The organism is Candidatus Neomarinimicrobiota bacterium (genome assembly GCA_021157965.1).
Lineage (GTDB): Bacteria > Fidelibacterota > Fidelibacteria > Fidelibacterales > Fidelibacteraceae > Fidelibacter.
The window spans coordinates 1-12,431 of the sequence record JAGGVO010000024.1; the positions used below are offsets into that span (position 1 = coordinate 1).

Below are 12,431 nucleotides of genomic sequence, written 5' to 3' on the forward strand. Positions count from 1 at the left end.
ACTCCTTGACGCGCGCTTTCTTAAACTCCTCCGTAAAGGTTCTTCGCGGCCTTAAGTGAATTTTTGCCTTTCCCATAGATGACTTTTTCTCCTTCATTTTGTGTCAACCTATTTCAGGGAAAGACAAGGTGCGAGGAGTGTGAGCCTTTCGCAGAGAAAGAAGAGGGATTGAATTGATTGGATGATTGGGTGATTGGGCCACTCGTCAGTCGTCAGAGCTCAGTCGTCAGTCGTCAGGATTGGCCTACTCCTCACGCGTTAAGCGTCACTTTTTAGCATCCCGCAGAGTGCGCGGAGGAGCAGAGAGAGATTGAATTGATTGGATGATTGGGTGATTGTGCCACTCGTCACGCGTCACTTTTTAAGTCGGCAGTCAGCAGCCGGAAGGGGATTGATTAAATTGATTCGATTGGCTGTCCCGTGAAATGGGGCCCAGTTTACCGGGATATTTCACAGGGGATTGATTTGATTGGATGATTGGGACGTGATGCGTGACAAGATAAGCGGACAGCGGACAGGGATGATCAGGGTTGCATGAAGCTACTGACTACTGGCTATTTTCAATTGCATATGAATGCCATGCATCAGCGTTAAAAAAGGGGCTTTATATATCATCCTCAGGCCGGAATATCGCATGACCGCACGAATTTTTTCACGCATATCAGGTTTGTAACAGTGAACGGGACAGCGGGAACAAACCGGTTTGCGGGGCAATAGGGGACACGCATTCAGCCGGGCAAATGCGTAATTTTTTAATTCTTTACATTCCGGACATAATCCGTTCCGGGTTTTATGATTATCCCTGCAGTAGATCCGGATCATCCGGTCGATAGTATTGGGCTCAAAATGTACAAAAAGTCGATAAATAAATTTCAAAATCTTGCCCCGGATATCATAAAGGAGCGACATTCCGGCCGCTCCTTTATTTCAATGTAATTGTTCTTAATCTGTGTGATCATGAATTAAGAAAAGTGCATTCCCACCCAACTCAGCACTCAGCACTCATAACTCAGCACTCCTACGATGGTAATGCCGTCATTGCAAAGACCATTACAAAGAGGGCTACAGTCTCGATAACTCCTAAAACCATAATGTAATTACCAAATCCCTTGCCTGTTTCAGCCAGAGCATCGGATGCCCGTGCTCCGGCTTTACCCTGCATATATGCGCTCATACCCATAGCAAGTCCACTCAGGGCGCCGATGATCATGGCATATCCGCTGGTCTCAGCCGTCCAGGACACGCCCTGAATGGCATTCCGCAGAATCATTCCATAAATGGTCTGGGACAAAGGAGCCCCCACAAAAGCCACCAGAATAAAGGGAGCCGCTTTATTGGCGGCAAAGGCTTTTTTCCATGCACCAATGGCGGCCATACCGGCCACTCCGGTCCCAAGGGCTGATCCGATTGCTGCCAGGGTCAAAGAAAAATTCATATCACCGAGCATTGCAAAATCCATTTTATTCTCCTTTATTTTTTTGTTATTTACTTTCTGCCGGGAGTTTGCTTATCCATACATCTCCCTTCCCAACTCAAAACTTACAACTCCAATTCAATACTTCACCCTCTTCACTTTCAACTCTCTGAAAAAGGTTTATACCGTATTCCGGACCATTCCATTCCCAGATGGCCAGAGAATTCCAGCATATTCAGGCGAATACCGTGGACAATAATGGACATTGCACCCAGAATGATATTCAAACCATGTCCCAAAAAGAGGATAAAAGCTGCAATCAGGCCCGAAAAAACACTGCTGATCCCATCTCCGACAGCCATCTGATTGAAACTGTATGCCACAACCACCGATGCATATCCAACAGCAAAGAGTCTCAGATATGAAACCACATCGGAGAAACCACTGATCATATCCAGTGGCAGGTTACCCAATGTGCTCAGGGCTCCTTTTACTATTCCTTTTTCAGTAGCGGAAAAGAAAAGTGCCATGATGAATCCTATGGCCAGAAGCCATCCGCCATAAGTGGGCATGGGTTTGTTGAGCACCAGTTGTCCTGCCAGAAAGTAAACACCCCAGATAATCATTGCCCAGCCAAACTGTCCCAAAGCATTCAACGAATTTCGCAATTTCCAGGCATTGGTCAGGTGAGCAATTGTCAGGTGAACCGCCCCGATAACAAAACACATCGCCATCATAAAGGTCTGATTATCATTAAAAGCCGAGGGGTTCTTCAGATCAAAGCTGGATATGGAAGGAATAATAAATTGCTTGAAAAAAGGAACAGATGCGATCGCTTCAGATCCAAACCAGGTTCCGCTAATGAGTCCCCACAAAAAAGTTGCCCCGCCCAGGATATACATAAGTCTGAACGGCTCGGGGGGAACTTGTTTCATCTTTGTCCTGGCCCAAGCTGTAATTCCGATAAAGAGCAAACCGTAACCGGCATCGCCGATCAACATGGCAAAAAAGAGGCTGAAAAAGATTAAAAACCACATGCTGATATCGTATTCCCGATATCCGGGCACTGTTCCCATAAAATCAAAAACGGGTTTAATCACCTCTACCCATTTGGACGTTTTAATCAGAGTCGGCGGAAGGTCTTCTTCCGAGGGTGTATCCAGGACATATCCCCATCCATACTTATCAGCGCCTTTTTTGATAATATCTTTTTTATCTTCAGGAATAAAACCTTCCAACAGCAGTACGGGGCCTTCTTCTGCAAGGGAATCACGGATTTTTGCCAGGGTCAGGTTTTTTTCCACCGACCGGATATAATCCTGAATTTTCTTCACAGCTGCTGTATACTGTAATATCTTTTTGGAAAGGGATTTCAGCTCATTTCCAATTTCACACTGTTCTTCCCGAACAGCTTTATACTCCATGGAAGGGAATACTTCTTCTTTGAAAGGAAGTCTTTCTTCCTCACTTTTAGCGATAAAAGCCAGACGGACATCATTCTTATCTCCGCCAATTTCAAAAACCCACGCATCATCGGGGATCTCTTCAAGAGAGGAGCGGGATGTGGCATACAATTTGATGAAAAGACCTGATTTTGCCAGTTTTTTCACATCTTCCAGGGATATTTTTCCCCAGCGTTCATACCAGGTTTCCATTTCAGAGAGTTCTGACAAACGTTGGGTTAATGTGGACCGGAGTTCATCAATTTCCAGGATATCATCGATCACTTCCCTGGCAGTTTTTCCCCGGGGTTTGCCCGGCTTTTCCGTATCAGGAATAAGCCGAATTGCTTTTTCCGCTCTGTTCAGCTTTTCCTCAATACGACTGATGTCTTCACTGATGACGGATTGTGGAATATTTATATGAACCACTCCCATCTTGCGCAGGGTTTTCAGGGCGGTATCCCTGTCCCTCCGACTTACCAGAAGTGTTACTTTTTGCATGGGTACGATCATAGTCGGTATTCAGGTCTTATACGCCAACAGACGTTTCAGACCGCTTCCTCCATCTTTTTCTTTTCCAGTTTGGATTTGGCAATCTTCCCCCGGACAACCGAAGCTGTTTGCTGATCTCCCAGGAAAATCCTGATTTTTCGGATATTTTCCCGGGTTTGGGGAATCAAAATTTTATCAAACAGATTGATACGCTGAACTGTTGTGTGAAGCTCTTCCTGGATGATTTCTTCCTGCTGTTTCAGAATATCAATTTCAGCATTCATGGCGACAAATGTCTTGATCGTTTCAATACCTTCATCCACCCAGAAAGGATATTCCATGAGGTCGTAATCCACATCTTCAAAGGTTATGCCTTTAAAAAGCGGGATATCTGATCCGGCAATATTACCTGGCTCGGTCTCAATTTCCAGGAGTGAAAAAAGAGAACCAATATTCACATCCTCTCCAAAAACAGCCACCCATTTTTCCAGTTGGGTTTTCATGGATTTATACTGCTTTTTCAGTTTTTCTATCTCATCCTGAATCCGCCGTATCTCCGATAACAACTGCTGTTTTTTTAATTCAAGCGTCGGAAGGTACCGGGTATACCGTTTCAGAGCATCCTTTTGCTTTTTGAATTCATTTTTTGTCAGTTTTATCTTTGCCATAAATCTTTATGAGTGATGAGTAATAAGTGTTGAGTTGGAGTTCTGAGTATTGAATCAGAGACACTACGCGGTATGGACATCACTTCATCCATTTATCTCCTCTTTCAGGTTTTTATGCCGTCGCGAAAAGCCTCCGGATTTACACCTTCATTCCTCTCAACGATTTCTCAGCTACTTCCTCTCTTTTATAGTCTTTTTTCAGTCTTTTTATCTTTACCCTTTTCTTTCTCCCCCTCACTCTGTTTTTCATTATTTTCTTCCCCTTTCGGCCAGAATTCTTTTACCAGTTCGGTTCTGAATCCGGTCTCATCGGGTGTAAAGCATTCTGCGAGAGTTTTCCACCCGTTATCCAGGGCTTCTTCCAGGGGGACATTCACTTTCAGATTCATCATGCGGTCTTCAAAAAGTTTTCCGTATTTCAAAAGTTTCCTGTCCCATTCCGTCATCCGGAACCCCATAGAGCGTTTTTCTTCTGTTTCCTGATATTGGGCGTAGAGTTGGATCATACCGTCCATAATCGCCCTGTGGTCTTTCCGGGTTTTATCGTTCACCTGTTGTTTCAGACGGCTTAGGGAACCAAAGGGTTCAATCCGGCCGTTCCGCAGATAAAACTGTCCTTCCGTAATATATCCCGTATTATCAGGGACAGGGTGAGTCACATCATCGCCGGGCATGGTAGTTACGGCCAGGATGGTAATTGAGCCGGCGTCATCAAAGTCCACGGCTTTTTCATACCGGGCTGCAAGCTGGCTGTAAAGATCGCCGGGATAACCGCGGTTTGACGGAACCTGTTCCATAGTAATGGCAATTTCTTTCAGGGCATCGGCATAGTTGGTCATATCCGTCAGTAAAACAAGGACATCTTTACCGTCGAGGGCAAAGCGTTCAGCGACGGCCAGGGAAAGGTCAGGCACCATAAGTCCTTCCACAACCGGATCCGATGCCGTATGGACAAAAAAGACGGACCGATTCAGGGCTCCGCCCTTTTCCAGTTCATCCCGAAAGTACATATACTCATCGAATTTGAGTCCGATACCACCCAGGATAATCATATCCACTTCGGCCTGAAGGGCTATCCGGGCCAGAAGTTCATTATAAGGTTCCCCGGAAACGGAAAAGATGGGAAGTTTCTGGGATACAACCAGTGAATTAAACACATCAATCATGGGGATATTCGTCCGGATCATCCGGTCCGGAATAATACGTTTCGCCGGATTCACAGAGGGGCCGGCAATTTCAATCATATTTTCCGTCAGGGCCGGGCCTTTGTCCCGGGGCTGGCCGCTTCCGTCAAAAATCCGTCCCAGCATATTTTCAGAATAAGCAACCCGCATAGGGTGTCCCAGAAAACGGACCTCATCATCGGTGGAAACACCCTTGCTTCCTGCAAAGACCTGGAGGGATACAATATCCTCATCTATTTTAATCACTTGCGCCAGTGTTTTACCACGGGATGTTGTTACTTCCGCCAGTTCTTCATACGAAATACCTTCCGCGCGGACTGTAATCACATTACCGATAACACTGAGTATTCTATTGTAAACTTTTTTCATTCTTTACATCTCCTCCTACGCTGCGGTCTTTTCCGCCCGTGCCTTTTTCAGATGTTTGTCAATTTCTTTTTCCTGGGTTTTAAATTCTTCCTTATCCATGGGGGTATAATTCCAGTCAATAATCAACTGCCTGAGAACATTAAAGAATTTCCGGGCTTCATCCTTATTGTTAAACTCGTAGGAATCCAACAGAATGTGATGAATTTTATGAAAGACATATTCCTGCCGTTCCGCAGTGCAGGCAGCGTCCACAGGGTCAAATCCATCCTGCTGGAGGTAGACCGCATCCAGGAACTCACCTTTCAGATAAACGACAAAATCATCCAGGGATGTTCCTTCTTCGCCGACAACCATCATCATCTGGTGGACTTCATTGCCCCGACGGAGAACATCGTGAGCTTCCTCGACTTTTTCAGGGGGAATGATCCCCTTGTATTTGCTCCAACTGTCCAGGGGATCGATGGCAGGATAGCGCCGGGCATCGGAACGGGCTCTGGACAGCCCGTGAAAAGCCCCAACCACTTTTAATGTGGCCTGGGTTACCGGTTCTTCAAAATTCCCTCCGGCAGGACTCACCGTACCGCCGATTGTCATACTCCCATAGGATCCGTCCGGTAGTTCCACAAAACCGGCCCGTTCATAAAATTCGGCAATTCGTGATTCAAGATATGCCGGAAAGGCTTCTTCGCCGGGAATCTCTTCCAGCCGTCCGGAGACCTCCCGCATCGCCTGAGCCCAACGGGATGTGGAATCCGCTAAAATAAGGACATCCAATCCCATTTGGCGATAATATTCACCGATCGTTGCGGCAGTATACACCGACGCCTCTCTTGCGGCAACCGGCATTGAACTGGTGTTACAAATAATAACAGTCCGTTCCATCAGTGTTTTACCGGTCCTTGGATCCTCCAGTTTGGGGAATTCCCGCAGTGTTTCCACCACCTCGCCGGCCCGTTCACCACAGGCGGCAATAATGACGATATCCACATCTGCATAGCGGCTTGTCAGCTGCTGCAATACTGTTTTACCGGCACCGAAAGGACCCGGAATACAATATGTCCCCCCTTTGTTCACAGGGAAAAAGGTGTCTACAATCCGCACACGGGTAGACATGGGTTCTTTGGGAACAATCTTCCGGTTATAGGCATCAATGGGAATTTTCACAGGCCATTCAAAAATCATGGTCACCGAATGTTTTTCACCCCGGCTGTCTTTCAAAACCGCAATCTCATCGGTCACCTTATAATCACCTTTTTCGACAATGAATTCGACGGTATATTCATCGTAAAAATCAAAGGGAACCATAATTTTATGGTCAAAGATTCCTTCCGGAACGGTTCCCAGGGCCATACCTCTGTAAATGACATCCCCCTTCTTTACACTCGGAGTAAAAGCCCATGATTTGTTCATATCAATAGCATCTAAAACTACGCCACGAGGGAGGAAAAATCCATGTGCAGCGGCCAGATCATTCAGAGGATTCTGAAGACCATCATAAACACGGCTGAGAATACCAGGACCCAACTGTACCGATAACATTTCACGGGTAAACTCAACAAGGTCACCAACCTTAATACCTTTGGTCAGTTCATACACCTGCATATAAGCCAGATCTGCATTGATTTTAATGACTTCCGATTTCAGGCGCTCTTCACCCAAAATGACATATCCCACTTCATTCTGGACAATACTGCCGTTGAAACGGACGGTAATCATATTTCCGTTAATGGATGTTATCGTACCCTTGACCATTTCACTCATGTAAGACTCCTTATCACATCTTCCCGACAGGTGCAGGAAGAAACAGCTCAATTGTTTTTATCATTTTCATTCATTTCAGTCGATTTTTCATCACCCTCGACCCCGCCGGACAGCGTTTCGGATACCACCGATTCAAATGTTTCCATTCCCTTATCTTTATCAAAGGACATCAAGCGTTCCAGAAGCTGAATTTTCAGGGCGGTAATCACTAAAAAATCCACATCCGAATAGTGGCCGAATTCCAATTCATCCAAGTATGCCCAACGTTTTAAAATCAATTTTTTTTCTATTTCGAGAGGATTTCCCTCTTTCACCAGATTTTGGGAAAATCCCTGTAAGCGATATTCATGGTCCTCTTTGCGGGCTTTTCTATAGCGGACCAATTCACTTCGGAGCTTCTTTTCGAAATCGGCATACCGGATAGCTGTCCTGGATGCATAAGGGGTTTTTTGATAGTGTCGGATACTGGCGGATTCCACCTTGAGATAATCCCCGGGACTGAGCCATTTTCGGGCTTCGTCAAGAAACCACCGAAGGGTTGGCGGTGAATCCATATCGGGTTTTAGTAAAGGCAACTGGGCAGCCAGGTAATAATACTTATCCATTATTCCCATGATTTTTCTTTTTCAGGTTTTTCTTGCAGAAGATCCGCCAGCTTGGGGCTCAGAAAAAAGCCGAAGGCTTCCATCAGTGCCTCATCCGTAAAATCATAGCTCAAATCACTCCCTTTGAGTCCGAAACGAAACCCATGGGATATTCTTTTGTCCAGTTTAATCTCCACCCCTTCTTTGGCTTCCGCTTTCAGCTTTTTCATCACGAGAGAAGTAAGCTTGTTGACATCCACTTTTCCTGCCAATACGCGGACTTCTTCCCCTTTTGCCCATGTTTCCACCAGTTTCACGATCAGATCCCGAAGGAGATTTTCATCCAGGTTTTCATCAATCTTCTGTTTTACCAGCCTGTCAAAAAGACGCCGGATCTCTTCTTTCAGGGAAAGAAGCGTATCCCTTGCAGCCTGTTGTATGGAGGTCTCGGCATTTGCTTTTGTCTTCTCAGCATCCTTTTTGGCTTCCTCCCGGATTTTTTCGCCTTCTTTTTCAGCATTTTTCAGAATTTTTTCAGATTCTTTCCGGGCATTTTCCAGGATTTCTGCTGCTTTCTTTTCTGCAGCCCCTACCCCTTCATCTTTAATCTTTTTTATGAGGTTTTCCAGCTTAACTTCCATTATTGCTCCTTCTCTGCCGAATTGCACCGGTGAAATTAAAATCCCGGCTTGTCAGTATCGGGCATTTGTTTTATGTCAGTTCTTTCAATTATCATGGAAATTTAAGATTTTAAGGTTTCTAATCCTATGTCTGACTTTCCATTTTTTCATCGTCCTCCCGGCTTTCTCCTTCGTCTGACATGGAGCAAAGGCCGCTGTATCGCGCACCGTCTTCAATAATCAAACGGGAGGCTTTAAGCGTACCTTCCAGCCGGGAATCAGCCCCCAGTGTTACTTTTCCCGTAGCATGTACTCCATTCAGAACCGTTCCGCTGATGAAAATGTCTTTCGCGCTGATGGAACCATTGACCACACTGCCGGCTGTAATACTTACGGTTTCTCCTGCTGTCACGTTCCCTTCAATCTTACCGGCAATCATGATACTGCCTTTAATAAAGACATCTCCTTTGATCTCTGTATCATCGCCGATGATTGTATACGTTGGTTTTTCTTTCATAATTCCCCGCTTCCCGTTGCATATTCCGGAATATATTTTTCCGGATCCACTGCTTCGCCGTTTTTCCAAATTTCAAAATGAAGATGAGGACCCGAGCTGTAGCCGCTGTTTCCCGATAAAGCGATTCGCTGTCCTCTTTCCACCGATTGCCGGTTCACAACGAGGTTTCTGCTGTTATGACCGTAAATTGTCAGATAATCCGATCCGTGATTGATGATGACCGTATTTCCCAACCCAAGAGTCCATCCGGAAAACACAACCCAGCCTGAAGCAGCGGCCAGAACCGGTGTTCCCACGCGACAGGCAATATCAATTCCTTTGTGTGAATCGGTAAAAAGCTCAGGTACAGACGCATCAAATCGTTGGGTTACAAGTCCTGTCAGCGGCGCAGTTGTGGGGATATTATCCAGCACGATGACATTTCTCTGCATGAGAGGGGCGGCATGAAAATTCAATGTATCAGAAGCAGATACGCTGTCCATCGAGGTCATCATATCCACTCCCAGCAGTCGCCGGACATACTGGTGCATTTCCTGCATCCTGCGGAAATCTTCCACCAGTTGGATATACCGGGCCCTGTCTCCGGCCAGTTCGGAGACCTCCCTGTTAAGGTTTTCATACCGGGTAGCCCGGGGGATAAGAAATACATAGGAAGCAATAATAAGTATAATAAAGAAAATGCCAAGGGACAGCAGGAATGTGAGAACCCGGGCATTCAATTCGAACATTTTCTGTGGCCCGTGATCCGAAGGGATAAGACAGATGGTATATTTTTTTTTGTTTCCCATACCTCTCAATACTGAATTGTTTCGAATAATTCCATCAGCCGTTCAAGGTCTTCCGGAGAATAGTAATCGATTTCCAGTTTTCCCCCCCGGATTGATGGCCTGATACGAACACGGGTCCCCAGAGTTTGCTGTAAGAGGGATTCAATTTTGCGATGCCAGGGATTTTTTAGACGTGTTTTGGTTTCTTTCTGAGGACGGTGTCCCCGTTCCGAAATCTTCCGAACCCATTCTTCCACATTCCGGACACTGAGTCCTTCCTGAATAATTTTCTGATAGAGTGTTAACTGTTGTTTGGGAGACTCCAGCCCAAGCAGGGCCCGGGCATGACCTGTCGTTATTTTACGGTCCCGAAGGCCGTTTAAAATCTCTTCCGGTAATTTCAGCAAACGAATGCTGTTTGTAATGGTGGTCCGGTTTTTCCCAACCTTGGAAGCTACCGCTTCTTGGGAAATACCATATTTTTCAATCAACAGAGAATATCCCAGGGCTTCATCCACCGGGTTCAGATCTTCCCGTTGAATATTTTCAATGAGTGCCAGTTCCATCATTTCTTCATCAGAAGCCACATCAATCACATAGGCGGGAATGGTGTGGAGTCCAACAATCCGGGCTGCCCGTACCCGCCGTTCTCCGGCAATCAGCTCATATCCCTCTCCCTTTTTCCGAACAGTAACCGGTTGGATCACCCCTTTTTCACGGATGGAATTCACCAGTTCATCCATGACTGTTTCATCAAAGAGTTTTCGTGGCTGGAGGGGATTCATGCTAATGAGGGAGAGTTTTATTTCATTCAGATTCTCCCGGGCATCCTCCGTTTCAAAATTGGGAATCATGGCGCTGAGTCCGCGCCCCAAGGCTTTATGTTTTCTGTTTGTCATTCCGTATAAATTCCTTTGCAAGGTCCATGTAATTCTTTGCACCCGTAGAATGAATATCAAAGGTGATAATCGGCTCTCCGTAGCTGGGTGCTTCCCCCAGGCGAACATTCCGGTTGATAACAGTTTTATAGACTTTGTCCCCAAAATACTGTTCTACTTCGCTTTTCACCATGTGACTCAAATTTAACCGGGAGTCGTACATGGTTAACAGAATTCCTTCAATATCCAATTTCCGATTCAGACTTTTCTGTATAAGCCGGATGGTATTCAAAAGCTGGGTGAGTCCTTCCAGGGCAAAATATTCACACTGTATGGGAATCAGCACCGAATCGGAAGCAGTAAAACTGTTAACTGTCAGAACATTGGTTGAAGGTGGACAATCAATAAAAATAAAATCATAGAGAGGAACCACGGAATGAATTGCCTCTTTCAGGCGGGTCTCCCGGGCCAGCATATTGACCATTTCCACTTCTGCACCAACCAACCGGGGATTGGCCGGCATAATATCCAGGTAAGGCAGGTCCGTATTAACAATGGCACTTTTTGCCGGTTCATTCCCGATAATAACCTCATAGGTTGTATATTTTGCATGGTTGACATCGATACCGAGCCCTGAGGTTGCATTGGACTGGGGATCTATATCAATCAGGAGGACTTTATTTTCCATGACGGCAATGGAAGCGGCCAGGTTGATGGCCGTCGTCGTCTTTCCCACACCCCCTTTTTGATTGGCTATTGAAACAACTTTACCCATAATTCATCCTGTTTTTCCAGCCTCAAAATTTAATCCCCGGGATTATTTTAAACAATGATTGTTTTGAGAATGGAAAGTGGAGAGTGGAGCATATTGAATCCAAGTTTTTTCTTGTCAACAAATAATAATCAGAATAAATTCACCTGCTTTTTGAGATATGCCCAGGTGGTGAAACTGGCAGACACGCTAGGTTCAGGGTCTAGTGAGATTACTCTCGTGCGAGTTCGAATCTCGCCCTGGGCACATACCAACAACACAATGAACTTTAACAGTAAAATCTTTCCTTTATTTTTTACCAATTTTTATCACAAAAAAAAATCAGGTGCCGGAATCGACCGACACCTGATCTATTATATGTCCGGATACATTTCCGGACGGGAATATCTTTTTTTACCGCAGCAGTACCATTTTCTCAAAGGCAGAAAAATTACCGGCTGTCAGTTTATAGATATACATACCGGAACTAACGGAGCGTCCCCTCGAATTCGTGGCATCCCATTTGAAATCATAACAACCGGCTTCCAGTTCTCCCAAATAGAGTGTTTTGACATGATTTCCAAGGATGTCATAGATAATCAGAGATACTTTTTCGGCTTTGGGCAGGTCGAAAGAAATGGTGGTTACAGGGTTGAAGGGATTGGGATAGTTTTGTCTGAGAGCAAATTCTTCGGGGATCTGATTTTCTTCAACAGAGGTGATATGGAAACTGACCAGATCGGATTTTTCCGATTCATTGGCTGAATAATCCGTAGCACTCACTGCGTAAAGATAGGTGCTTCCGGGGACTATGTCTGTATCCGTGTATTCAAGATCAATGGTGTGGTCCAGCAATTCCATAGCACCGTCATTCACACTGCGATAGACTGAGTAATACTTAATGGGTTCCATTTCCACGGGAGCCCACCAGATTTGAACATTTCCATCCATTTCTGCAATACCAAGGCCCGTTGGTACTTCCGG

The 12,431-nt window shown here is 45.5% G+C and carries 13 protein-coding genes and 1 tRNA gene; 1 reads left to right on the top strand and 13 read right to left on the bottom strand.

Features of this window, described 5'->3' with window-relative positions; genetic code table 11:
* Positions 1 to 540 precede the first annotated feature (540 nt).
* The 12 genes from J7K63_03145 to J7K63_03200 all read right to left on the bottom strand — a co-directional run bounded on the left by J7K63_03145 (position 541) and on the right by J7K63_03200 (position 11,471).
* The gene (locus tag J7K63_03145) at positions 541 to 909 is read right to left on the bottom strand and encodes a nitrous oxide-stimulated promoter family protein (GenBank protein ID MCD6234020.1); all 369 of its coding nucleotides are present in this window, start codon (positions 907 to 909) and stop codon (positions 541 to 543) included.
* 109 nt (positions 910 to 1,018) lie between these two features.
* A complete protein-coding gene (locus J7K63_03150; GenBank protein MCD6234021.1) occupies positions 1,019 to 1,459 on the bottom strand; it encodes a V-type ATP synthase subunit K in 441 nt (146 codons plus the stop codon).
* A gap of 116 nt (positions 1,460 to 1,575) precedes the next feature.
* On the bottom strand, positions 1,576 to 3,369 hold the full coding sequence (locus tag J7K63_03155; protein MCD6234022.1) for a hypothetical protein: 1,794 nt from the start codon (positions 3,367 to 3,369) through the stop codon (positions 1,576 to 1,578).
* A 35-nt stretch (positions 3,370 to 3,404) separates the two neighbouring features.
* Positions 3,405 to 4,016 (bottom strand): V-type ATP synthase subunit D, encoded by a 612-nt coding sequence (locus J7K63_03160; GenBank protein MCD6234023.1) that lies wholly within the window; start codon positions 4,014 to 4,016, stop codon positions 3,405 to 3,407.
* Between the two features lie 185 nt (positions 4,017 to 4,201).
* Positions 4,202 to 5,569 carry a V-type ATP synthase subunit B gene (locus J7K63_03165; protein ID MCD6234024.1) on the bottom strand — a complete coding sequence of 456 codons (1,368 nt, stop codon included), beginning with the start codon at positions 5,567 to 5,569 and terminating at the stop codon, positions 4,202 to 4,204.
* Positions 5,570 to 5,584: 15 nt separating this feature from the next.
* Entirely contained in the window at positions 5,585 to 7,321 is a 1,737-nt protein-coding gene (locus tag J7K63_03170; protein MCD6234025.1) for a V-type ATP synthase subunit A, read from the bottom strand.
* Between the two features lie 56 nt (positions 7,322 to 7,377).
* Positions 7,378 to 7,944, bottom strand: coding sequence for a DUF2764 family protein (locus J7K63_03175; GenBank protein ID MCD6234026.1), 567 nt, complete (start codon positions 7,942 to 7,944; stop codon positions 7,378 to 7,380).
* Complete coding sequence (locus tag J7K63_03180) at positions 7,935 to 8,555, bottom strand: hypothetical protein (protein MCD6234027.1); 621 nt, start codon at positions 8,553 to 8,555, stop codon at positions 7,935 to 7,937. The genes J7K63_03175 and J7K63_03180 overlap by 10 nt, the downstream gene beginning before the upstream one ends.
* Positions 8,556 to 8,679: 124 nt before the next feature.
* A complete protein-coding gene (locus J7K63_03185; GenBank protein ID MCD6234028.1) occupies positions 8,680 to 9,051 on the bottom strand; it encodes a polymer-forming cytoskeletal protein in 372 nt (123 codons plus the stop codon).
* Positions 9,048 to 9,839 (bottom strand): M23 family metallopeptidase, encoded by a 792-nt coding sequence (locus J7K63_03190; protein MCD6234029.1) that lies wholly within the window; start codon positions 9,837 to 9,839, stop codon positions 9,048 to 9,050. The genes J7K63_03185 and J7K63_03190 overlap by 4 nt, the downstream gene beginning before the upstream one ends.
* A gap of 5 nt (positions 9,840 to 9,844) precedes the next feature.
* Positions 9,845 to 10,717 (bottom strand): ParB/RepB/Spo0J family partition protein, encoded by an 873-nt coding sequence (locus tag J7K63_03195; protein MCD6234030.1) that lies wholly within the window; start codon positions 10,715 to 10,717, stop codon positions 9,845 to 9,847.
* Entirely contained in the window at positions 10,698 to 11,471 is a 774-nt protein-coding gene (locus tag J7K63_03200) for a ParA family protein (GenBank protein MCD6234031.1), read from the bottom strand. The genes J7K63_03195 and J7K63_03200 overlap by 20 nt, the downstream gene beginning before the upstream one ends.
* A gap of 159 nt (positions 11,472 to 11,630) precedes the next feature.
* Here J7K63_03200 and J7K63_03205 point away from each other — a divergent pair.
* Positions 11,631 to 11,714: transfer RNA gene (locus J7K63_03205), tRNA-Leu, on the top strand.
* Between the two features lie 147 nt (positions 11,715 to 11,861).
* On the opposite strand, the gene J7K63_03210 is transcribed toward J7K63_03205, so the two are convergent.
* Positions 11,862 to 12,431: T9SS type A sorting domain-containing protein (locus J7K63_03210; GenBank protein MCD6234032.1), on the bottom strand; the 570-nt coding region annotated here is incomplete at its 5' end.